General features: G+C 67.2%; 21 protein-coding genes. 7 read left to right on the forward strand and 14 right to left on the reverse strand.

The features are described from left to right. A partial coding sequence (locus tag A5784_RS26325; RefSeq protein WP_156750779.1) for an HNH endonuclease signature motif containing protein occupies positions 1–733 on the forward strand: 733 nt, incomplete at its 5' end. Here A5784_RS26325 and A5784_RS26330 read toward each other — a convergent pair. The 6 genes from A5784_RS26330 to A5784_RS26355 are packed head-to-tail and all read right to left on the reverse strand — an operon-like array spanning position 730 to position 9,320. Further along, positions 730–2,379, reverse strand: a complete 1,650-nt coding sequence (locus A5784_RS26330) for an amidohydrolase (RefSeq protein ID WP_064947819.1) — start codon at positions 2,377–2,379, stop codon at positions 730–732. The genes A5784_RS26325 and A5784_RS26330 overlap by 4 nt on opposite strands. A 1-nt stretch (position 2,380) precedes the next feature. Continuing rightward, positions 2,381–3,931: a GMC family oxidoreductase gene (locus A5784_RS26335; protein WP_064947820.1), complete on the reverse strand. Its 1,551-nt coding sequence runs from the start codon at positions 3,929–3,931 to the stop codon at positions 2,381–2,383. A 2-nt stretch (positions 3,932–3,933) separates the two neighbouring features. Next, complete coding sequence (locus A5784_RS26340; RefSeq protein WP_064947821.1) at positions 3,934–5,328, reverse strand: purine-cytosine permease family protein; 1,395 nt, start codon at positions 5,326–5,328, stop codon at positions 3,934–3,936. 12 nt (positions 5,329–5,340) lie between these two features. Then, on the reverse strand, positions 5,341–6,822 hold the full coding sequence (locus tag A5784_RS26345) for an aldehyde dehydrogenase (RefSeq protein WP_064947822.1): 1,482 nt from the start codon (positions 6,820–6,822) through the stop codon (positions 5,341–5,343). A gap of 11 nt (positions 6,823–6,833) precedes the next feature. Then, positions 6,834–7,193, reverse strand: coding sequence for a cupin domain-containing protein (locus A5784_RS26350; protein WP_064947823.1), 360 nt, complete (start codon positions 7,191–7,193; stop codon positions 6,834–6,836). Between the two features lie 9 nt (positions 7,194–7,202). Continuing rightward, entirely contained in the window at positions 7,203–9,320 is a 2,118-nt protein-coding gene (locus A5784_RS26355; protein WP_064947824.1) for an oxidoreductase, read from the reverse strand. 412 nt (positions 9,321–9,732) lie between these two features. On the opposite strand from A5784_RS26355, the gene A5784_RS26360 reads away from it, so the two are divergent. From A5784_RS26360 to A5784_RS26385, 6 genes are all read left to right on the forward strand, one after another. After that, positions 9,733–11,265, forward strand: a complete 1,533-nt coding sequence (locus tag A5784_RS26360; protein WP_232006249.1) for an APC family permease — start codon at positions 9,733–9,735, stop codon at positions 11,263–11,265. Positions 11,266–11,334: 69 nt separating this feature from the next. Then, positions 11,335–11,916, forward strand: coding sequence for a TetR/AcrR family transcriptional regulator (locus A5784_RS26365; protein WP_064947826.1), 582 nt, complete (start codon positions 11,335–11,337; stop codon positions 11,914–11,916). Further along, a complete protein-coding gene (locus A5784_RS26370) occupies positions 11,913–12,887 on the forward strand; it encodes a DMT family transporter (RefSeq protein ID WP_156750780.1) in 975 nt (324 codons plus the stop codon). Before A5784_RS26365 ends, A5784_RS26370 begins: the two co-directional genes overlap by 4 nt. After that, positions 12,860–13,798: a LysR family transcriptional regulator gene (locus A5784_RS26375; RefSeq protein ID WP_064947828.1), complete on the forward strand. Its 939-nt coding sequence runs from the start codon at positions 12,860–12,862 to the stop codon at positions 13,796–13,798. The genes A5784_RS26370 and A5784_RS26375 overlap by 28 nt, the downstream gene beginning before the upstream one ends. A gap of 90 nt (positions 13,799–13,888) precedes the next feature. Further along, positions 13,889–15,262 carry a TIGR01777 family oxidoreductase gene (locus tag A5784_RS26380; protein WP_064947829.1) on the forward strand — a complete coding sequence of 458 codons (1,374 nt, stop codon included), beginning with the start codon at positions 13,889–13,891 and terminating at the stop codon, positions 15,260–15,262. A gap of 5 nt (positions 15,263–15,267) precedes the next feature. Further along, a complete protein-coding gene (locus A5784_RS26385) occupies positions 15,268–15,702 on the forward strand; it encodes an SRPBCC family protein (RefSeq protein ID WP_353651922.1) in 435 nt (144 codons plus the stop codon). A 35-nt stretch (positions 15,703–15,737) separates the two neighbouring features. Here A5784_RS26385 and A5784_RS26390 read toward each other — a convergent pair whose 3' ends face one another. Genes A5784_RS26390 through A5784_RS26425 form a run of 8 tightly spaced genes read right to left on the reverse strand, consistent with a single transcriptional unit; the run spans position 15,738 to position 23,595 of the window. Further along, positions 15,738–16,322, reverse strand: coding sequence for an SOUL family heme-binding protein (locus A5784_RS26390; RefSeq protein ID WP_064947831.1), 585 nt, complete (start codon positions 16,320–16,322; stop codon positions 15,738–15,740). 25 nt (positions 16,323–16,347) lie between these two features. Further along, on the reverse strand, positions 16,348–17,307 hold the full coding sequence (locus tag A5784_RS26395) for an SDR family NAD(P)-dependent oxidoreductase (RefSeq protein ID WP_064947832.1): 960 nt from the start codon (positions 17,305–17,307) through the stop codon (positions 16,348–16,350). Between the two features lie 51 nt (positions 17,308–17,358). Then, entirely contained in the window at positions 17,359–18,099 is a 741-nt protein-coding gene (locus tag A5784_RS26400; protein ID WP_064947833.1) for an anti-sigma factor, read from the reverse strand. Next, entirely contained in the window at positions 18,092–18,724 is a 633-nt protein-coding gene (sigK, locus tag A5784_RS26405; RefSeq protein ID WP_064947834.1) for an ECF RNA polymerase sigma factor SigK, read from the reverse strand. Before sigK ends, A5784_RS26400 begins: the two co-directional genes overlap by 8 nt. A gap of 42 nt (positions 18,725–18,766) precedes the next feature. Then, on the reverse strand, positions 18,767–20,065 hold the full coding sequence (locus A5784_RS26410; protein ID WP_064947835.1) for an SAM-dependent methyltransferase: 1,299 nt from the start codon (positions 20,063–20,065) through the stop codon (positions 18,767–18,769). Then, on the reverse strand, positions 20,065–20,781 hold the full coding sequence (locus A5784_RS26415; protein ID WP_064947885.1) for a DUF1365 domain-containing protein: 717 nt from the start codon (positions 20,779–20,781) through the stop codon (positions 20,065–20,067). Before A5784_RS26415 ends, A5784_RS26410 begins: the two co-directional genes overlap by 1 nt. Continuing rightward, the gene (locus A5784_RS26420) at positions 20,778–22,118 is read right to left on the reverse strand and encodes an NAD(P)/FAD-dependent oxidoreductase (protein ID WP_232006250.1); all 1,341 of its coding nucleotides are present in this window, start codon (positions 22,116–22,118) and stop codon (positions 20,778–20,780) included. Before A5784_RS26420 ends, A5784_RS26415 begins: the two co-directional genes overlap by 4 nt. A 55-nt stretch (positions 22,119–22,173) precedes the next feature. Continuing rightward, on the reverse strand, positions 22,174–23,595 hold the full coding sequence (locus A5784_RS26425; RefSeq protein ID WP_064947836.1) for an aspartate ammonia-lyase: 1,422 nt from the start codon (positions 23,593–23,595) through the stop codon (positions 22,174–22,176). Between the last annotated feature and the right edge of the window lie 3 nt (positions 23,596–23,598).

Consider the following 23,598-nt stretch of genomic DNA (forward strand, 5'->3'; position numbering starts at 1 on the left):
GGCGATGCAATCCCATCAAGACGCGCTCATCGCAGAGTGGAAACGCGACCACGAAGACGAGGATGAGGATCAGGTCTGCGAGCAGGCGCCGCCGTTCCCGGATGCCGTCGATGCGTTCATGAGTGTGGTCGAGTCCGGCTGGGACACCGACGTGGCACGCCGCCCGCACGGGCAGCGCACCACCGTGGTGGTGCACGTTGATCTCGACCGAGACGGGGAGAAGCCGGTCGCCGCGCTGCATTTGGGCCCGGCACTGTCTGAGGACGAGCGGCGTTACCTGAGTTGTGATGCCACGTGTGAGGTGTGGTTCGAACGCCACGGCCAGCCGATCGGAGTGGGCCGCACCGCTCGTACGGTGAACCGGCGGTTACGCCGGGTGTTGGAGTATCGGGATCGGTGCTGCGCCGTACCGGGCTGTGGCGCGACCCGGGGGTTGCATGCCCACCACATCACCCACTGGGAGGACGGCGGCGCGACCGACCTCGACAATCTGGTGATGCTCTGCCCGTACCACCACCGGTTGCACCACAAGGGCGGGATCACCATCACCGGCCCCGCCCACCACCTCAGCGTCACCGACCCCACCGGCAATCAGCTACATCCCGGATCGCTGGCCCGACCACCCACCACGCCGCGACCCGATGTTCCGCCTTACCGAGGGCCGACCGGCGAACGCGCCGATTGGTGGTGGTACACACCCTTCCAACCGGAACCACCACCGTCGACGAATTAGCCTCGGTACACGGTCTTTCCGCCGACGACGGTCTCGACTGCTTGCAGCGTCCCGATGTCCTCGGCGGTGAAGATGTCGCGGTCGAGGATCACCAGGTCGGCCAGCATACCCGCGGCGATGCGGCCGGTCCGATCCTGACCGTTGGCGTAGGCAGACCCCGCGGTGTAAGCGTCGATCGCCGACCGCAGCGCGATCCCTTCCTGCGCTTGCAGCGGGGTGTCGAACACACCATCGCCGATGGCATGCGGATCGGCATGCGTGCCGGTGCGGTGTACCGCGGTATGGATGGCCCACAACGGATTCGGATCCGTCACCGGCCAGTCGCTCCCCATGGCCAGGGTGGCGCCGTGGCGCTGGATGGACGCGAAGGGGAAGTGCCAGGGTTCGCGCTCCGGGCCGAGCAGCGGTAGCTTGCGCTCGACGATCTCCTTGTCGCGGCGGGCCCACAAGGCCTGAATATTGGCGATGACGCCGAGCCGGCCAAACCGTGGAATATCTTGTGGATCGACCACATCGAGGTGGGCGATCTGATGCCGGGCATCGAACTGCGGGTGGCTGACGATGGCGTGCTCGAGGGCATCGAGGCATTCCCGCACTGCGCGGTCGCCGACGGCGTGCATGTGGATGCCCAACCGTTCGCCTGCCAGCAACGCTGTCACCTTCCGCAGGTCCTCGGGAGCGATGAACGACTGGCCACTGGGAATGTCGTGACCGGCCACGGCCCGGTACGGGGCCAGCATCGCGGCCGTGCAATTCTCGCAGATGCCGTCCTGCATGACCTTGACCATGCTCGCGGTGAAACGGGAATGGCCGGTGAGACTGCGCCGCGCGCACAGGCCGTCGATTTGTTCGGCACCCTGCTCGGCTTCCCACCACAAGGCGCCAACTACCCGCGCGGTCAACTCACCGGCCTCGTCGGCCTCGACATACGTCGCGAAATTGTCCTTCAGGCCAAAGAATTCGGCCCCAACGGCAGCGTCCTGCCAGCCCGTCACTCCCACGGAATGCAAGCGACGTTGCGCTTCGAGCAGTGCCTGGCGCATGAACTCCGGCGTCACTTCGGGGATCAGGGCGTTGACGGCGTCACCACCTCGATCCAGCAGCACCCCGGTCGGTGAGCCGTTGTGGTCCCGGACGATCCGTCCGCCTGCGGGTTCGGCTGTGGCTGAGGTGATTCCGGCCAGCTCCAGCGCCCGGGTGTTGACCCAGGCGCCGTGATAGTCGTGGCTCGTCAGAATGACGGGCCGATCGGAAACCACGGTATCGAGGTCGTGTCGGGTCGGGAACCCGTCGGGAAAAGCGTCGCCGTACCACCCGGCCCCGGCGATCACGGTCTCCGCGGGATGGCGTGCGGCGTATTCGGCGATGGCGGCCAGGTAGGTCTGGCGGTCGTGAGCCAGTCCGGAAAGGTCACACCGCAGCGCAGCCATGCCCGCGGCGACCGGATGTGCATGCGCGTCAACGAATCCCGGCAGCAGGCTCGCGCCCCCGAGATCGGTGACCTCCGTGTGCTTTCCGATCAGGTTGCGGTCGACGCCGCGGCCCACGCTGACAATGGTGTCGCCCTGGATCGCGACAGTGTCGGCCGGCTCCGCGCCGGCCGGCTGGAATACGGCGGCGTTGGTGAAGATGCGATCGGCGAACATGTCACGCCCGCTCTGCGGTAACAGGCTGCCGGTCGGCCAGCACCATGGCGCTGGCGTGCTCGGCCACCGCCATGATGGTGCCCACCGGGTTGACCGACGGGATCGTCGGGAACACCGACGCATCGACCACGCGCAGGCCGTCCACGCCGCGCACCCGCAGCCGGGAATCGCACACCGCCATGGGATCGTCGTCGGCGCCCATCCGGCAGGTCCCGGAGACGTGGTACACCGTCTGATGCGTGGCCCGCAGCGCTTCGGACAGTTCTTCGTCGGATTGGAGATCCGGCCCCGGGAACACCTCGCGGACAAGCCAATCTGACATCGGTGCCGTGGAAGCGATGCGACGCGCCAGCCGGATCCCGGCGACCAGGACAGCCTCATCGTGACCGTCGGGATCGGTGAAGTACCGGTAGTCGATCGAGGGACGGTCGGCCGGATCAGGCGACGTGATCCAGACCCGCCCCCGGCTGTTCGGCTTCGCGACGTTGGGTGCGATCGAGACGATGCGCTCGGGCATCTCGACGCCGTAGGCGACCGCATGGTCGGCGACCGCCTCTACGGGGAAGTGCATCAGCACCTCGGGCCGCGCCGGGCTGTCCTCCGACAACCGCACCGCCGCCCCGGCATCCCAGCCGGTGGCGCAGGTGTCGGGGACATCGGCTGCGGCCTCCCAGACGATGAGACCCTCGGCGTGGTCCATCAGATTCTCGCCGACACCCGGGGACTCGACGACAGTGGTGACACCGGCAGCGGTGAGCACCTCCGTGGGACCGATTCCCGACAGCTGCAGCAGCTTTGGCGAATCGATGGCGCCACAGCACACGATGACCTCGCGCTCGGCCCGGAATTCGCGGCGGTTGCCGCCGGCGTCACGCGTGACCACTCCGACGGCCCTACCGTCTTCGACGAGGATCCGTTCGGCACGCTGACCGTGCTCGACCACGAGGTTGTCGCGGGCGGCGATGGCGGCGTGCAGGTAGTGCACCGAGGTGGAGGACCGCAGGTGACTGGCCGGGGTGTAACCGATCTCGAAGAATCCGGCTCCGACGCCGGTGGCGGCGAAATCGGCATCGGAGTTCCAGGCTCGGCGGGCGGGCAGGTCCAGCGCCCGCCGAGCGGAGTCCACCACATCGCTGACGTACGGGTTGCGGTCCTCCTCGGCGACCGGTTGCACCGGTGCCAGGATCCGGTCGAACGCGTCGTGCACCGCCGCCGCGTCCCAGCCCGTGACCCCCATCGCGGCCCATTCGTCGAGGTCGGCGGCCAGCGGCCGCCAGGTGATCATCGTGTTCGCTGTCGAGCAGCCCCCGAGGATCTGCATCCTGGCCTGCCGGATGCCCGAGTTTCCGCGCTCCTGCGCAACACTGCGGTAGTCGAGGTCGTATTCGCTTTCCAGCATCTGCGCCCACCGCCGGATGTCTCGGGCGCGCGGCTCGTCCTCGTCCGAGGGGCCGGCTTCGAGCACTGTCACGGTGACGGCGGGATCTCCCGAGAGTCGCGATGCCACAATGCATCCGGCGGTGCCGCCGCCGACGATCAGATAGTCGCTCATACTTACGCCGCCGCCGGTTGAGTGGCCAGTGCGGACACCTTCGGCCGCATCAGCACGTAGTACAGCGGGCAGATGACGGCCAGCCCGACGATCCACGAGATGTCCACGCTACCGAGAGCTTTGGCCGCGAACCCGGTGAACAACGTCGTCGACAGGAACGGGATCTGCACGGCGATGCCGATGAAGTAGCACGCGATCGCGATCCAGTTGAACTTGCCGTAGCGGCCGCCGTCGCGTTCGAAAAGCGAGTCGATGTCGTAGACGCCATGGCGCAGCAGGTAGTAGTCGACGAGATTGACGGCGGTCCACGGGATCAGCACGCACAGCAGCAACGCCAGGAAGTTCGCGTAGTTGGCCAGGAAGTCGTCAGCGCTGACCAGAGCGGGGATGATCGCGATGACAAACAGCGCGATCGCGGTCACTGCGCGGCTGCCGGCACCGGGGCGCCACCGCGGGAACAGGTTCTGCCCCACGGTGATGGTCGACAGTGCGCCGCAGTAGAGGTTCATGGCGTTGGTTGCGGTGATTCCGATCGCGAAGATCGCGAACACGCCGGTGCTCACTCCGCGGGTCAGCGTCGAGAGCCCTTCGAGGGTTTCGTCGGTGGGCAACGCGGCACCGACGAGCACGCCGAGGAGCATGGGCAGGACCGAGCCCAGCACGCAACCGGTGTAGGTGCCCCAGAACGCGGCACGCTGGCCGGTGTCCTTGGGCATGTACCGGGTGTAATCGGAAACATATGGCGCATACGCGATTTGCCACAGCGCGGCCACCGACAAGGTGGCCATGAAGCCCGCCCAGCTGTAGCCGCTGGTATGCCACGTGTCGCCGGGCACGCCGTTGACTCCGACCATCCAGATGAACGCCACGAGCAGCGCCCCGCCGGCGACCACCGACAGGAAGGCCGTGACGCGGTGGATGAGCCGGTAGCCGACGATGGTGGCCACCACGCTGATGAGCCCGATGATGGTGATGGACCAGTTGGTGGGCAGACCGGTGACCTTGGCCAGGGCCTGGCCGCCGAGCACGGCGTTGGACGCGAAGAAGCCCAGGTACATGAAGACCACCAGGACCACTACGAGAAGGCTTCCGTACGAACCGAACTGGGCTCGGGTCTGCAGCATCTGGGGCACGCCCATCTGCGGTCCCTGGGCGGCGTGTAGCGCCATCACCACCCCGCCGATGACGTTGCCGAGGATGATCGCGCACGCGCCGGCCCACAGCGGCAGGCCGAAGACCGTGGTGGCCAGAGCACCGGTGATGATGGTCAGCAACATGATGTTGGAGCCGAACCAGACGGTGAACAGGTCACGGGCGCGGCCGTGGCGTTCGTCGACCGGGACGTGTTCGATGGTCCGCTGTTCCACGGGTGCGGACACCGGCGCTTTGTCGTTCATGGGACTCCCTATCTACAGCGCGATCCAGGTGGTTTTCAGGCCGGTGTACTTGTCGAGCGCGTGCAGGGACAGATCGCGACCGAAACCGGACTGCTTGAATCCCCCAAAGGGGGTCTGGGGGCTCAGCGCGTCGACCGTGTTCACCGAGACGGTGCCTGCGCGCAGGGCCGCGGCGACGCGGTGAGCGCGGGACAGGTCACGGGTCCACACCGAGGCTGCCAAGCCGTAGATGGTGTCGTTGGCCATCGCGATCGCCTGCGCCTCGTCGGAGAAGGTCTGGACGGCCAGCACCGGGCCGAACACCTCCTCGGTGACCAGCTCGGCCGTCGGCGCGAGATTCGCGACGATCGTCGGCACGACGAAACAACCACGGCCGTCGACGGTTTCGCGGGTCCCGCCGGCGACGATCTCGCCGTCTGCGCGGGCCCGGTCGATGAATCCCATGACGCGCTGGGTGTGCTGCTCGTCGACGAGGGCACCGAGGGTGGACGCCGGATCCAGCGGATTGCCCGGCCGCACCTCGGCCGTGCGTTTCACGAGTTCGGCGAGGAACTCGTCGGCGATCGATTCGTGCAGCAGCAGACGGGAGTTCGACGAGCACACCGCGCCCTGGTTGTAGAACGCGCCGAATATCGCCTTGTCCACGGCGGCATCCAGGTCGGCATCGGCGAAGACCACGTTGGGGCTCTTGCCGCCGCATTCCAGCCAGACCTGCTTGGCATTGGAATCCGCGGCGTAGCGCAGGAACCGCTTGCCGGTTTCGGTCGACCCGGTGAACGCGATGACATCGATGTCGGGGTGCCGGCCCAGGGCTTCCCCTGCGGTGGGGCCGAGGCCAGGGACGACGTTGAACACGCCTTCGGGCACACCGGCTTCCACAGCGAGCTCGGCGAGCCGCACCGACGAGAGCGGGGCCTGCTCGGCGGGCTTGAGCACCACCGAGTTTCCGGCCGCCAGAGCGGGGGCCACCTTCCACACCGCGAGGTCCAACGGGAAGTTCCACGGCGTGACGGCGCCGATGACGCCGAGCGGCTCGCGGGTGACCAACGCGAGGTTGCCCGGTTCGGTGGGCGCGATCTCGCCTGCCTGCTTGTCGAGCGCCTCACCGTAGAACGCGAAAAGCTCTGCAGCCGAGGGCACGTCGACGGTATGAGCTTCGGCGACCAGCTTGCCCATGTCCATCGAATCCAGCAGCGCCAGCTCGTCGCTGTGTGCTGCGATCAACTCGGAGAGCTGCCGCAGCACGCGCTTGCGGTGCGACGCCGACGTCCGTGACCAGACACCCGAGTCGAACGCGGCGCGCCCCGACGCGACGGCCGCGTCGACGTCTTCGGTGTCGCCCGACGCCACGGCCGCGATCAGCTCTCCGGTCGCGGGGTTGATCGAATCGAACGTCTCCCCGGATAGTGCGGGCCGGTACTTACCGTCGATGAAAACCTCGGTGCGCGGCGCGATCTCACCAGCGAGGCGGGTCCAGTCGTCGAGCGTGGTCATGTGGATACCTCTCAGGGGACGTAGATGGCGAACTGCTTGACCAGCGGCTCGGTGACGCGGTACTCGCCGCGCCAGCCCTTGGTCAGGGTGAAGGAGTCGCCAGGGCCGAAGGTATGGGCGACACCGTCGTCGCCGGTCAAGGTGATCGAGCCTTCCAGCACCCGGGTGTACTCGTCGCCCGGGTAGCTCTCGATGAACTCGGCGTAGGGCTCGGCGCGCCACGACCCGATGGTGAATTTCTCATCGGAGCTGGCGAGATGCACGGCCTCGGTTTCGGCCGGATTGCCCTCGCGCAGGGTTTCTTCCGTGACGTAGCTGCTGGGGGTCATGGCCGCGACGGCGTCGGGGCCGGCGGGAATCAGGGTGGGCATGGTGCTCCTTTAGGCGTTGGCCGGGACGACCGGCGTGATGGGTAGATAGATGACAGGTTCGACAGCGAGTTCAGCGGTTTCGCGGAGATACGGCACGGGGCCCAGCGACTGCGGTTCGTCGAGTTCTTCGGCGTATCGATGGCCCGACCAGACCGCAGCGGCGATGGTGGCGGGCGCCCACACGTCGCCGATGGCGCGCACACTGCGCAGATCGGCGTCGGCCCAGTCGCTTTCGCGGCTCAGCAGCTCCTGGTAGAGGCCATCGTGGGGGAGTCGGGCCGTCACCATGACCACCGAGTCAGCGCTCACGCTGCCCTCGTCGCCCGTGTAGACGCATGCCGTCTGCACACCGTCGGTTGTGACCGCGGTGACCGCGGTGTTGGTACGCACGTCGATACCGGCCCGGATCACGCGCTTGCGGATCCGCGCGACCTCCAAAGTGTTGGTGGTCCACTGCGATACGTGCGCGGCGGGGGTGATCAGGATGACGTCGAGGCCCTCTTTGGCGAGCAGCTCGGCGATCACGCCACCCATGTAGTAATGGTCGTCATCGAACACCACCACGCGGCGACCACGCGGGCGGGTACCCGCCATGATGTCGTCGGGGCTCAAAACATCTGCACCCTCGGCGATATCGAGCGGCTTGGTGTGCCAGCGGCCGACCCCGTCGCTGCGCCAGCCCGCGCCGGTGGCCACGACGACGTGGTTGAAGTCGTTGTCGATGATGTCACCAGCGGTCATCTCGCTCTGCATGAAGACATCGACGTTGTCGAGCTTGGCGATCTGGTTCTCGCGGTAGTCGACGACGCGGATCCAGGCGGACAGGCTCGGCAGCTTGGATTCTCGGGCCACGCGTCCGCCCAGGGTGCGGGTGGCTTCGGCGAGGCTCACGGTATAGCCGCGGTTGCCCAGCGAGCGGGCGGCTTCCAGCCCGGCAGGCCCTGCGCCGACCACGAGAACCGTGGCGTCGCTGGCCTTGGCCCGGATCTTCTCGGGGTGCCAGCCACGGCGGAATTCCTCACCCATGGTGGGGTTCTGGGTGCAACGGATCGGGGACATGGTGAAGTCGCCCGACACGCAGATGTTGCAGCCGATGCACTCGCGGATGTCCTCGATGTTGCCGGACTCGATCTTGCTGGGCAGGAACGGGTCGGCGATGGACGGCCGCGCCGCGCCGATCAGGTCGAGCACGCCACTGCGAACCTGGTGCACCATCATGTCCGGTGAGGTGAAACGGCCAACGCCCACAACAGGTTTGGTGGTCAGTGCCTTGAGCCCGCGGACGTAGGGCTCCTGTTCGGCCTCGGGGCCGAAGCGCGAGGTCACGGAGTCGTCCTCCCAGCTGCCCAGCACGAAGTCCCACAGATCGGGGTGCTCGCCGAGCATGCCGATGACGTCTTCGATCTCGGCGCGCGTGATGCCGTCGTCGCCGAGCAGCTCGTCGACCGAGATGCGGCACGCCACCGCGGCTTTGCCGTCGCACATCTCGCGGGTGTCCTCGAGGATCTCGCGCAGCAGGCGGGCCCGGTTCTCGATGCTGCCGCCGTATTCGTCGGAGCGGTTGTTGTAGCGCCGCGACAGGAAGTGGTGCAGGCCGCCGATGGCGTGGCCTGCGTAGACGTAGATGATGTCGTATTCGGCCTGCAGGGACCGGCGCACCGCCTCGCGATGCCAGTAGCGCATGTCGGCGATGTCAGACTTGGTCATCTCGCGGGCCTGCACCGGGTCGTAGTTCCACGACACCACGGGCAGGTTCTGCGGGCCCAGCGGGGCTTCCCGGCTGATGAGGTTCGGCGAGTTCAGACCGTTGTGAGCCAGCTCGATACCGGCCAGGGCGCCGCCCTCGTGGATCTTCTCCGCGATGCGGGCCACTGCGGGCAGATCCTGGTCGTCCCACAACCGCAGTTCGATGAACGGGCCGATGTCAGAGGTCGGGTGGATCTCGACCTGCTCGGTGCACACCACGGCCCAACCACCCTCGGCCTTGATCCGCCGCATGTACGCCTCACCCGACGGGTCGCGGTAGCCCATGCCGTTGCAGTGAGGTACCTGGTAGAAGCGGTTTTTTGCGGTGACCGGGCCGATCTGAACGGGTTCGAACAGGATGTCGTACCGGGGGTCTCGCATGGAGCTACTCCTAGAGTTCGTGTAGGCGGCGCGATGCGACGGGAGCTGAGCCGTGAGCTGGGTCACGCCGGTATTAGCCATCGTTGTGCCGCGCATAACCGAGGTCAACTAGTGGTTTCAGCGGTTTTGCATCTGTTTTTGTGATGAAGCGCGCCGCGTGCTCGGCTTCGCCGAGCTGGGTGACCACCTGGCAATGACCGCGACCCGTGGACGTAACGCAGCGGGCGGGATATCCGGCCGAACATCACCGCGGCGTTACGTGCGCGGACGTCGGACACACGTCCGCGGGCGCGGGTGTGCCATTGCCCACACCGCATCGGAATTTCCGATCCGGATTCACTGAAAACGATGTTTTACAGCTGTGACGACAAGGGGTCAGTGTGTGGACCATCACATCGACAGAAGGATGATCGTGGAAACGGAACCAAGACTTGCAGGGGGCGATCGGGAGACCGCCCAGGCTGATCGTGAGGTCAAGCACCTCAAGAAGACGCTGGGCCGGCTCGACATCGTGTTCCTGATCGTCGCCGCGGTGGTGTCGATCGAAACGCTGGGCCAGGTATCCGGATTCGGCGCGGAAACCTTCACCTGGGCGCTCGTGCTGGCGGTGTTCTTCCTGGTGCCCTACGGGCTGGTGTTCGCCGAAACCGGCGGCGCGTTCACCGGAGAGGGTGGTGTCTACATCTGGTGCCGCAAGGCCTTCGGGCGCCCGGTGGCGGCCATCGCGTCGCTGCTGACGTGGGTCACCCAGCCCGTATGGGTCGGTGGCTCGATGGCTTTCATCGCCTCGGAGACCTGGAGCACGTACGTCACGCCGTTCGACCACGGCACGTTCACCGACTATGCGTTCAAGCTGGTGTTCATCTGGCTCACCGTGCTGGCCGCGATCATCAGCCTCAAGCACGGCAAGTGGATTCCGAACATCGGCGCGATCCTCAAGATCGCCTTCCTGATCATCTTCCTGGCGACCACCGCGATCTACGCCGCGCAGCACGGCGTCGCGGGCCTGTCGGTCAGTGACTTCAGCCCGACAGTGGCAGGCATGCTCGGCGTGACGCCGCTGCTGCTGTTCTCCTACCTGGGTTTCGAGTCGGGCAACAGCGCGGCAGGGGAGATGAAGAATCCCGCCCGGGACGTACCGATCTCGATTGCCCGGTCCGCGGGCATCGCCGCGGCCGCCTACCTGCTGCCGATCTTCGCCATCCTGGTGGTGCTGCCGAAAGACGACATCACCGGCATCGGTGGGTTGATGGAGGCGGTCGCGAAGGTGTTCAGCGTGTACGGTTCGGCCGCGCCGGCGATGCTCACGGTTACCGGTGTCATCTTCGCGATGATCCTCATGACCCAGGGGTCAGCCTGGATGATCATCAGCGACCGCATGCAGGCCATGGCCGCGGCCGACGGCGCGTTCTTCGGCGGGTTCTTCGGCCGGTTCCATCCTCAGTTGGGTACGCCGGTGCGGGTGAACCTGCTCTCCGGCGTGGTGGCCACGGTGTTCTGCCTGGTCGCGATGCAGGTGACCGGATCGTCGGCGTCGATTTTCGGTGTGGTGCTGAGCATTTCGATTTCCACCTTCCTGCTCAGCTATGTCATCTCCATTCCGGCTGCCGTGCGGTTGCGCACGCGGTTCCCCGATGTGCCGCGACCGTTCCGGGTGCCGACCGGGGATACGGGGTTCCGCGTGCTGGGCGGGCTGTGCTTCGTGTGGGTTGCCCTCGGATCGTGGGTGGCCGTGTTCCCGGGCACGTTGGAGAGCCTGTTCGGGATCGACTACGACTTCGAGAAGACGTGGGGCGTCAGCCAGCTGACCTTCGAGGTGTTCACGCTCGGCACCCTGGCGGTCCTGGGCATTCTCGGTGCGGTGGGTTACCTGCGGGCCCGCGTGGTGCGCGCCGAGCGCCCCGATGGGGCGTCGCTGGAAGCGCCGGACGACGTGTTGACGTAACCGATCGCCGTGCCGGGCCGGCCGCCTATTTACTAGACAGATCTACCTAGTAAATGAGAGCATATCGCCATGACGAAACGTGGCCGCCCCGGCGGGCAAGCGCGGCGGCGGCTGCTGGACGCGGCGGCGCGCCGGTTCTACGCCGACGGCATCGCCGCAACCGGCATCGACGTGGTCACCGCCGACGCGGGTGTGGCAAAAATGAGCCTGTACAACAACTTCGCGTCCAAGGCGGAGTTGGTGGCGAGCTATCTCGAAGAGCGACACGCAGAATGGCTCGGGCTGTACGCGCGACGGCGCGCCCACGCCGTGACCGCCGAGGATCGGGTGCTTGCGGTGTTCGATGCCTACACCGACCACGCCGAAATGGCCTATGAGCATGGCTTCCGGGGTTGCGGGCTCCTCAACGCCGCCGCCGAACTGCCGGTCGGCGATCCTGGACGGGAGGCCGTGCGGAGCCACAAGGAAGAAGTGGAACAGATCCTGCGCACGGAGCTCGTCGCCATCTGCGGCGAACATGCCGCAGATGGCGTCGCCGAGCACATGTCGTTCCTGTTGGAGGGATCGATCGCGCGTGCCGGACTGGAAGGCCGATCGGACCGCATCGCCCACGCCCGGACCCTGGCCGCCGCATTGATGGCTGCGCTGTGACAGCGCGGACCACGGGGATGGTGGGCATCGTCATCGCATCGTTGCTCTGGGGAACCACCGGTACGGCCTCGGCGCTCGCGCCGTCGGTCAGCGCCATCACGGTCGGGGCCGGGGCGATGGGCATCGGCGGACTGCTGCAGATCGCGTTCAGCCGGCGCGCGCTGTATCGGGACCGCGCAATGCTTTTGGCTCGGTACCGGCTGGTGATCTTCGGCGGCGTGTGTGTCGCCGCGTATCCGTTGGCGTTCTACAGCTCGATGCGCATCGGTGGCGTCGCGTTGGGCTGTGTGGTGTCGCTGGCGTCTGCGCCGTTGGCGTCGGCGGTGATAGAGCGAGTCTGTGACGGGCGGGCGCTCACGCGACGGTGGGCACTGGCCTGTGGGTTCGGCATCGTCGGCAGCGTACTGCTGAGCCTGTCTCGCCATTCCGGCGACGCCAGCGGCGCGCACTCGGCGGTCCTGGGCGTCGTGCTCGGACTGGCCGCGGGCGGCTCGTACGCCGGCTACTCCTGGGCCATGCGTCGGCTCATGGACGACGGAACGAGCCGCGGGGCTTCTGCCGCAGCGGTTTTGGGTCTCGGCGGAATTCTTCTCATGCCGGTGTTCGCGGCGACCGCGGGCCACTCGGTGGTGACGTACCCGGGCATCCTTATCATCGCGTGTCTGGCGGTGCTGCCGATGTTCTTGGGGTACGTCCTCTTCAGCCACGGGCTGGCACGGGTCGGCGCAACCACGGCCACCACCATCACTCTCGTCGAACCCGCGGCAGCGACCGTGCTTTCGGTGGTGATCCTGCATGAAACCGTCGGCAGCCTCGGCTGGGTCGGTGTCGCGCTCATCGCAGCGGCGCTCGTCGTGCTGACCGCGCCCGGCGTCCCGGCGCCGCCCGGGCGCGCCGCGAATAGACTCGGCAGACAACCCCACGACGCTGTAGGGAGTCCCCGATGCGCCGACGTCCCGACGTCACGCTGACCCAGCTGCGGTACTTCGTCAAGGCGGCCACGTATTCGTCGATGACCAAGGCCGCCGACGAACTGCACATCGCACAGTCGGCGGTATCGGCCGCGATCAGCCAACTTGAGCAGCAGATCGGCACGCAGTTGTTCATCCGGCACCGGGCCCGCGGCCTGGCGCTGACCGCTGCCGGGGAGGAGATGCTGCGCGACACCCGCGCGCTGCTGGCGCATCTCGACGAGGTGCTGGACAACGCCAGCGGGCGCGTCGACCAGGTGCATGGCACGGTGCGGCTGGCGTGTTTCGTGACCCTGACGCCGTTCGTGCTACCCCGGCTGTTGTCCGATCTCGGTGCCCGTCATCCCGAGCTGGAGGTCGAGGTCGTCGAGACGTCGGCCGATGCGATCCGCACCGTGCTGCGCAACGGCACCGCAGAGCTCGCGCTGACCTACGATCTTGCACTCGGAACCGGCGTGGACATCGAATCTCTCGGTGTCGCAGCGCCGTACGTGGCGCTGCCGGCCGAGCACCGGCTGGCCAAACGCAAATCGATCCGATTGACGGAATTGGCCGACGAGCCGATGGTCCTGCTCGATCTCCCGGACAGCCGCGACTATTTCGAGTCGATACTCGCCAAAGCCGGTGTGACGCCGAGGATTCGGTACCGTTCGGCCAGCTACGAGGCGGTCCGCGGTTTGGTCGCACGCGGACACGGGTTTTCGATCCTCAACCAGATCCCCGCCCACCGCGGAACCTATGACGGCGGTGCGGTGAGTACCGTCGCCATCCGGGACGACCTGCCCGGGCTGCCCATTGTGCTCGCACGGCTGCAGTCGGTACGCAGCACAGCACGCGCACGTGCCGTGGCCGAGGCCGCGCGTGCGATCTTCGCCGATCGCCGTGCCGCCGGTGACGCGGAGAGCGGCTAGCGGTCACGCGTGACACTGATGTGAGATTGCGGGCCATCCGCCGGCCGGGTGGTTCCGAACCACACAGAGAACCGTCTCTGGGGAGGTGTCGTGGGAATCGTGCACAGCAGCGTGGTGGACTCGCCTCGCGAAGAGGTGTTCGCCTGGCATGAGCGCCCCGGCGCGATACACAGGCTGATGCCGCCGTGGCAGCCGTTGAACGTCGTGTCAGAGGCCGCGTCGCTGGCCGACGGCCGGGCAGTGCTCGGATTGCCCGGAGGCCTGCGCTGGACTGCACAGCATCAACCCGGGTCCTACGACCCGCCGGCCCGGTTCGTCGATGCACGCGTCGGTGACGGTTGGCGGTCGCTTCCGGCGTCGGTGATCGGAGCGTGGCGCCACGAGCACCGCTTCGAGGCCGTCGACGCCGGGCGCACCCGCGTCACCGACCATGTCGCCACCGCAATTCCGGGGAGCCTGCTGCGGCCGACATTTCTGTACCGGCACAGCCAGCTCGCGGAGGACCTGGCCGCCCATCGGTGGGCCCATGAACATGGTCGACGGCCGGGCACCGTCGCGGTGACCGGGTCGAGCGGCTTGGTGGGGACGGCGCTGACGGCGTTTCTGTCGACCGGTGGCCATCGCGTGATCCGCCTGGTCCGCGGCCAACCCACTGGCGACGGCGAACGCCACTGGCAGCCCGACTCACCCGACGCACATCTGCTCGACGATGTCGATGCCGTTGTGCACCTGGCGGGCAGCTCGATCGCCGGCCGATTCACCGACGCACACAAACGCTCGGTGCGGGAGAGCCGAATCGATCCGACGCGGCAGCTGGCACAGTGCGCCGCGGCCGCGACCAACGGTCCTTCGACTTTCGTGTGCGCATCGGCGATCGGCTTCTACGGATACGACCGCGGTGATGCCGAGCTGGACGAAGCCACGACACAGGGCGGCGGGTTTCTCTCCGATGTGGTCGCCGACTGGGAAGCCGCCACGGCACCGGCGTCGGCGGCTGGGCTGCGGGTGGTCAACGTGCGTACCGGCATCGTGCAGACCCCGCGTGGCGGGACGCTGCGCTTGATGCGGCCGTTGTTCGCAGCAGGTCTGGGTGGTCGGTTGGGCAGTGGCAGGCAGTGGTTGTCGTGGATCGACGTCGATGATCTCGTCGACGTCTATCACCGGGCACTGGTCGATCCCGCGCTGTCGGGTCCGGTGAATGCCGTGGCGCCACAACCGGTTTGCAACGCCGAGTACACCGCCGCCCTGGCGCATGCTCTACACCGGCCGGCGGTGTTGCCGGTGCCCGACCTGGGGCCGGCCCTGCTGCTCGGGGAGCAGGGCGCCCGTGAGCTGGCCGCGGCAAGTCAACGAGTGGTGCCGCGCCGGTTGCTCGAAGCCGGTCACCACTTTCGCAGACCTGCCGTCGAGCAGTGCCTGCGCTATCAACTCGGGAGCCCCGCACAACGTGAGGAGCGCGCGTGATCAGGATGCAGCGACACGTGACCGCCGGCTGCCCACCGGAGGCCGCCTTCGCCTACCTTGCCGATTTCACCACGACCGAACAGTGGGACCCCGGCACGGTCCGTACTGAACGCGTCTCCGGTGACGGCGGCGCAGGAACCCGCTACGCCAACACTTCCCGCTTCGCAGGGCGCACCAGTGATCTCAGCTATGTGGTGACCGCTCTCACGCCGGGCGAGCGCATCGAACTGCGAGGTGAGAACGCCTCAGTGGTCGCGCATGACACCGTCACCGTCGCTGCGCAGCCTGACGGGTGCCTGGTGACGTACCAGGTGGCGTTCGCCTTCAAGGGCTGGCTGCGCTGGTTCGAACCACTGCTGCGCATCGCGGTCGCCAACCTGCTCGACAAGGGTGCGCAAGGTCTCGATCGAGAGCTGGCGCGGTTGCACGCCGGCGGGTGATCACCGAAAGTGCTTGGCTGCCTGCGCCTCCGCCCTCATGTTTCAACGGCAATCGCGATCTCGTTGCGCCGGCGACAGGCCAGCGTCCACGGCGGATCATAGAACCAGGCACTGGGCTCGCCGACTGGCGCGAAGCCATAGTCGCGCAGGGTTTCTCGGAGCTGACGAGTTTTCTCGGCCATTCTCGACGGTCCGCGATCGCCGCTGAAGCGCAGCACCGCAACGGTTTCCGGCGCCAGCTCGACAAGCGCAACGCGCTCATCGTCAGGAGTCGGCAACGATTGCAGTGTCGACCCGGTCGGCAGGTAGAACCGGATCACCCAGCTCTGCTGCTCACCGCCCTGCTGCCCGACGGGCATGGTCATGGCGATCGGTTCGCGGTGCTGGTTGGCGCCGAAGATGTAACGCGCCAGACGCCGGAAACCGGTGCTGCGGGCCGCTTCCTCGTTCGCGAGTACTTGTGTCTGGGCCGCGATGCGGGGCCCATATCGGCGGATCTCGACGTCGCGACCCAACGAGCGCGCGGTGTGCGGCGGCTCCTCGACACCGCTCCGGATGCCTACCGTCGACCCGGCGACCTCCAGGACGCGGGTCGCAGCCGTTTGTAACCGAGTCAACATGGCGAGTCCTTTCCGATTCCGTTGTTCACGAGAGTCCGATCGCCCCGGCGCAGTACCGCCACACCTGCTCGAGTTCGGTCTCGGTGTAGCGCGTCGTCGGCAGATAGTGGGTGGGCCGGCTGCGGCGGTCATGCCAGAACTGTCCCGAGGGCGGCGTCGGCGTCGTCGCGGTGAGCCATACCGCGGTGTCAGCGGCCTGCTCCGGGCTGCGCAGGATGGGGCGGAACAGGCGGCGAAACCCGGGCAACGCCTCCGCGATACCTGGGGTGTCGGCCCAGCCGGGATGCATGGCGGCCACCATCACCGACTGGCGAGCCCAGCGTTGGGCCAGCAGCGGCACCAGGGCGACCTGGATGCGCTTGCTGCGGGCGTAGGCGGTGGCCCCGTGGTAGCGGCCGGTTCGGTATTCGATGTCATCGGCGTCCAGCGACTGGGTGTACATCCCGCCGGACGAGACGAACACAACCCTCGGGTCGGGCGCGGCAGCCAGCAGAGGCAGCAGAAGTTCGGTCAGCAGCACAGGCCCGAGCACGTGGGTGGCGAGGCACAGTTCGTGTCCGTCGACGCTGTCGGTCCGCTGCGCGGGCAGTACTCCGGCGTTGTGGATCACCGCGTCGATCCGGTGGTGGCGCCGGCCCACGTCAGCGGCGAACGCCCGTATGTCAGCGAATGCGGACACATCGCACCGTTCGACGACCAGATCCGCGGCGGGATCGGCTGCCAAGAGTTCGTGTCGGGCGGCCTCGCCGCGGGAGCGGTCACGAACAGTCATGAGCACGGTGGCGCCATGCGCGGCGAGAGCCGCGGCAACTGCCCGACCGATGCCCGAATTCGCACCGGTGACCAGAACAGTGGCGCCGGCCAGGCTCTCGCGCGGGCAATCGGGCCCGCGCCAGAACCGTTCTCGAATCGCGATGCCGACCCGCGAATAGCCAAGGGCGATCGTCCGGTCGAGCACTTCGTCAATGAGGGCAGCGGTGGTCATCGACAGTGATTCGCTGCGCGCACCGACCCGGATGGGTCGTGCCGCGCGAAATCAGGTCAGCGGAATGGTGACGACCGGGCTTGATGTGGGCTGGGTCGAACCGGTGCCGGGTTCGACGGTAACCGCAACCGCGGTCGCCGGGTTCAGCGCCGGGATGACCTCGCCGCCAGGGGGCGGCATGGTGTCGGCGCTCATGGTGCCTGCCGATCTCGTGGGGCCAGACGCGGGGATGAACCACATTTGGTAGACGTGGCCCTGCGGGGGTGGCGGCACGTTCGACATCGCCACCACGACGGCGTTGGCCTGGGCCGACGCGCTCAGGGTGATGGTGCCGCCTGCCACCGCGGCCGTGGTGGTGCGGGTGTCGGGGTACGCCAGCACCTGAGCGACCGAGGGCACGCTGGGGGGCTGGTGCATGGACCGCAGCACGACGGTGCTTGCGACAGCGATCACGACGGCGGCGGCCGCGGCCACCAGTACGCGCGTGACCAACCGGCGCCTGCGGGCACGGTGTAGAGCCAGCTCGTCGCCTGCGTCACGCCCCGGTTGTTGCCCGATCGCGTGCAGCAACGACTCGCGCACGCGAGCGGGTGGGGCAAGCGTGTCGCCGGCGGTGACGAGCGCCATCGTGTCCTGAATGTCGGCGACGATCCGGGCAAACGCGTCGGCCGTGGGTGCTCCCGCGGCAGCCAGCCGGTGGTCGATCTCGGCGCGTTCGGCCTCGGACACGGCACCCAGCGCGTACGGGTAGGCGAGGTCGAGGAGTTCGTCGTCGATGTGATTGTCAGTCATCCGAACCCACCCCCAGACAGTTCTTCAGCCGGATCAGTCCGTCACGGATACGGGTCTTGATGGCCGGGAGTCCGGAGCCGAGGAGTTCGGCGACCTCACGGTAGGTGTGGCCGCCGTAGTACGCCAGCGCGATGGCTTCCCGCTGGGTGTCTGTCAAGGTGTCGAGACAGTCGACGACTTGCTGCTCGTCCAACCGCTGGCCGACCTCGTCGGCGACCACGTCGTGTTCCCGACCCAGATTGCCTGCACCATATGCGTGGTTGCGATCGCTGGCCGACTGTTCGGAACGCACCCGGTCGACGCTGCGGCGCTGGGTCAAGGTCAGCAGCCAGCCGATCGGGCTGGCCAGAGCCGGGTTGTAATCGCGTGCCGCCGACGTCCACACCTGCAGGTAGACCTCTTGGGTGACCTCCTCGGCAAGTGCCGGGTTGCGGACGATTCGGGACGACAGGCCGAACACCCGCGCGCAGGTCATGTCGTAGAACTCGGTGAAGGCGTCGCGGTCGCCGGACGCGATCGCACCGAGGCGGCGAGCCAGCTCGGTGGCGTCGGCGGCCCGCGCGGCGGAGGTGGATTCGGCCGCGTGGTCACCCGTGCCGCGGTCATGACCGCGGGGTAGGTCCATGTCGGGATCTTTGCACAGACCGGGCCGCGGAGGTGCACCGTGTCACCGTCGAGTGGCACCGTGATCACTACTCCAGGAGCGATCGAGGACAAACTGGTGGACGTCGAGGTACCCGGATGCGAAGCCGGCCTGCGAGTACGCCAGGTAAAACCTCCACATGCGTTGAAACGTCTCGTCGAAGCCCAGGGCCTCGGCGCCGGGCGCGTGGGCGGTAAACCGTTGCAGCCAGAGTCGCAACGTATGTGCGTAATGCGGACCGAACGAATATCGATCGACCATGCGAAGGCTGGTTCGGCGTGCGACGGTCTGCTCGAGCAGATCCACCGATGGCAGGAACCCGCCGGGAAAGATGTACTTGTGCACCCACGTGTAGGTGTTGCGGGTCGCGCGCATCCGATGATCCGGCATCGTGATGGCTTGCAACGCGATTCGGCCGTTCTCGGCGAGTAGCCGGTCGAGGGTGCGTAGGTAAGTGGTCAGGTAGCGGTGACCGACCGCCTCGATCATTTCGACCGAGACGATCGCGTCGTACCGGCCCTGCACGTCACGGTAGTCGCACAACTCGACGGTGGCCCGGCTCGACAACCCGGCGGCCGCGATGCGACGGCGAGCCAGGAGTTGTTGTTCCCGGGACAGCGTGATCGTGTGTACCTGGGCACCCCGTTGCGCGGCCCGGATCGTCAATTCTCCCCAGCCCGTTCCGATTTCGAGCACACGGGAGCCCGGCGTCACGCCGGCGACGTCGAGAAGGCGGTCGATCTTGCGGTGCTGCGCGTCGACAATATCCGGCCATATCGGTGCGGTCCCGAGGTCGGCGAACAACGCTGACGAGTACGTCATGGATTCGTCGAGGAACAGGCTGAAGAACTCGTTCGACAGGTCGTAGTGATGGGCGATGTTCGCCCGGGCGTCGGCGCGCGTGCCGTAGTGACTGCGAGGCACCCGCGGCAGGCACAGATGGCGCAACCGGTGCAAAGGCGCAGGCACGAGAGTGTCGATGCCGGCGGCCAGTACCGTCAGCACCGCCGCGAGATCCGGTGATGACCAGTCGCCCGCCATGTAGGACTCCCCGAAGCCGATCAGGCCGGCCGCGGCCAGACGGGCGAAGAAATGATCGGGGCGGTGCACGACCAGCCGCGGGGAAGCGGCGTCTGCGGCAGACTCGGCAAGTGGCGTGTCCGAATAGTCCACGCGCAACGGCAGATCGCGTGTCGCGCGTCGAAACAAACTCTCCGCGATGGGCGCTCCGAGCCGCACGCGCGGGCCCCGAGGGACCCGGTCGATATCGCGCCAGCGCGTCGGGCCCTGTTGGGCCGGGGTGATGTCGGTCTCGAGGGTCATCAAATCCTCTCCTGGGGTCGAGGGACGAGGGGCAGGCCGCGCGCCCAGAGACGCATGCCCTGCCATCGGATCCGCAGTGCCACCAACAGGGGAGCCAACGGAACGGCCGCCAGGGCCCGCAGCACGGTGGCGGTGTCGGCCGCATGAACCCGACCGGTCATGGTGGCGCTGAACACGGTGGAACCGGCCGGGTCGCACAAGTGGACGGCGACATGGAGCTGCCGGCCCGGTTCGGGAACACGCAGGCGGTATTCGCCCGTCACTGCGTTGAACGGGGAAACGTAGAAATCCTTGGCCACGGCGGCATTACCGTGTAGATCCGGGCGGACCAGGTATCGGTAGCGGCCGCCGTAGGTGTTGTGCACCTCGGCCACGACGCAGACCAGTGAACCGTCGCGGTCGTAGCACCAGTACACCGTGAGCGGATTGAACACATAGCCGAGAACGCGCGCGTTGGTGAGCATCAGCACCCGGCCCCCTCGCACGGTAATCCCGTGCTCTGCCAGGTAGGTATCGATGTTGGCTCGGAGCCCGCCCTGCGGTGGCCCGGCGTGGTCAGCAGACCTGAACTGGGCGAACGGCCGCAGCGGGAGCGGCAGCTGCGGCAACGCATCGAGGTCGACCAGCCAGCTGTAACTGCGGTAGCTGAATTCGTGATGGATGGGCGACCGGCGGACGTGCCGGATGCGAGTTCGGACTATCCGCGACGACCTCACACCGTACTCCCGAGTGGCCTGCGCAGCGGTGGCACCGGACCGGACCAACTGCCGTGGAGTCGTTGCGCGGCAACGACACCCGAGTGGGCGCCATCCTCGTGGAAGCCCCATCCGTGATATGCGCCTGCGAACGCGATCCGATGATCGCCCAACTCGGGCAGACGTCGTTGTGCCGCCACGAAATTCGGCGTGTACTGCGGGTGTTCGTACACCATGGCCGCGTGCACCGTGTCGGGATCGACGCAGCCGCCATCGCCGAGGGTCACCAGGAACCGTCGATCAGCCGCTGCAGCGAGGCGCTGCAGGCGGGTGAGGTCGTAGCTCACCAGGACCCGGTCCGGTGCGGAATCGCATGCCGGTAGCCGGTAGTTCCACGATGCCCGCGCCCTGTGGCGCGTCGGTAACACCGACGTATCGGTATGCAGCACAGTGTGATTCACGGAGTAGGTCAACGCACCGAGAATCTCCGTCTCGGCTCGGGTGGGCTGGTCGAGCAGGGCCAGGGCCTGGTCGGGATGGGTGGCGATGACGGCGGCATCGAACTCGTCGACCCGGTCCGCGTCGTCGCGCACCACCACTCCCGACGCGGTGCGATAGACCGCGCGCACCGGGACACCACTGCGCATGGCGGGCAACCGGGCGGTGATTGCGTCGACATACTGGGCCGAGCCGCCGGTCACGGTGCGCCACGTGGGTGATCCGAACACCGTGAGCATCCCGTGGTGATCGAGAAACCGCAACAGGTATCGGAGCGGGTAGTCGAGTGCGACGTTCGGGGGACACGACCACACCGCCGCGACCAGCGGCACCATGAAATGCGCGGTGAAATAACGGGAAAACCGAGCAGCGGACAGGAAAGCGCCGAGGGTGCCGCCGTGGTCGTCGTCCAGTGCGAGTTCGGCACGGGCCAGTCGGTGAAAGCGCGTCACCTCCGTGAGCATCCGCAGATAGCGAAACCGAACCACGGCGGAGGGTTGCGCGAACAGCCCGAGCGGACCCCGGGCACCCGCGTACTGCAGGCCGCACCCGTCACATCGGACCGACATCGACATGTCCGATTCCTGGGATCGCACGCCGAGTTCGTCGAACAGCTTGAGCAGCGTCGGGTAGGTGCGGTCATTGAAGACGATGAATCCCGAGTCGACGGCGACTGTGGACAGGTCGTCGCGGCCGGTCGGCAACCGGTGAGTGTGGGCGTGCCCACCGCAGCGCGGCTGCGCTTCGAACAGCGTGACCTCGGCGTCTCGGGCCAGAACCCACGCTGCGGTCAACCCGGATACGCCACTGCCGATGACAGCAATCCGCCGAACGAGCGATGTCTCCTCTTGTCGATTCACACCAGAGGTTCGTCGCTGTCAGGCACCTGGATGGGTGCGCTGACGCGGAGAGCGGCTAGAGCGCTTCGGTTGCCTTGGGATCGTTTGGCCGGCAGAGGTTCTCGGGGCTGAGGATGCGGGCCAGGGTCTCCTCGTCGAGCAGCGCCGAGCGCCGTACCAGCTCTGGGATGGACGCGCCGGTGGCGATGGCCTCGGCGACGAGCGCGGTGGCCGCCTCATAGCCGAGCACAGGATTGAGCGCCGTGGCGATGCTGGCCGACCGCAGCACGGTGTCACGCATGTGCTCGACGTTGGCGGTGATGCCCTGGATGCAGCGTTCGCCGAGCACGTCGACAGAGGCGGTGAGGTGGTTGAGCGACGACAGCAGGGCTCGGGCGATGATGGGTTCGAAGGCGTTGAGTTGCAACTGCCCGGCCTCGGCGGCCATGGTGACGGTGAGGTCGTTGCCGATGACCTCGAACGCCACCTGGTTGACGACTTCCGGGATCACCGGGTTGACCTTGCCCGGCATGATGCTCGAACCGGCTTGCACGGCAGGCAGGTTGATCTCGCCCAGCCCGGCCCGTGGCCCCGAGGACAGCAGCCGCAGATCGTTGCAGATCTTCGACAGCTTCACCGCGGCCCGCTTGGTGACGCCGGAGAGTTGCACGAAGGCCCCGACATCTGAGGTCGCTTCGACGAGGTTTCCCGCGGTGCTCAGCGGCAGACCGGTGAGCGCACGCAGCCGTTCACACACCAGGGCCGCGTACTGGGGATGGGTATTGAGGCCGGTACCGATGGCCGTGCCGCCCAGGTTGATCTCGGCGATCAGCGCCAAGGCCTCTTCGAGCCGGTCTGCGTCCTCAGCGATGGTGATGGCGTACGCACCGAACTCCTGGCCGAGCGTCATCGGCACGGCGTCCTGCAACTGGGTGCGACCGAGCTTGAGCATGTCGGCGAACTCGATCGATTTGGCGGTGCAACGCTCGGCGAGCTCGCGCAGTGCCCGCTCCAGGGACCGCGCGGCCATCCCGACCGCGACCTTGACGGCGGTGGGGTAGACGTCGTTGGTGCTCTGCCCGAGGTTGACGTGCTCGAGCGGATGAAGGTAGCGGTACTCGCCGCGCTGGTGTCCGAGGATCTCCAACGCGCGGTTGGCGATCACCTCGTTGGCGTTCATGTTGGTCGACGTTCCGGCACCGCCCTGGATCTGGTCCACCACGAACTGGTCGTGCAGGGCGCCGTCGCGGATCTCGACGGCTGCCGCGATGATGGCTTCGGCGATTTCGTCGTCGAGCTGCCCGAGCTGTCGATTGGCCTCGGCCGCAGCCTGTTTCACCGCAGCCAGAGCCACCACCAGATCAGGGTTGCGCGAGATGGGCACCCCGCTGATGGGGAAGTTCTCCAGCGCGCGGGCGGTGTGCACGCCGTAGTAGACGTCGGCGGGAACGTCCTTGTCGCCGAGTAGGTCGTGCTCAGTGCGGGTCGGGGTGTGCATGGT

Source organism: Mycobacterium sp. 852013-50091_SCH5140682, from assembly GCF_001665685.1.
GTDB lineage: Bacteria > Actinomycetota > Actinomycetes > Mycobacteriales > Mycobacteriaceae > Mycobacterium.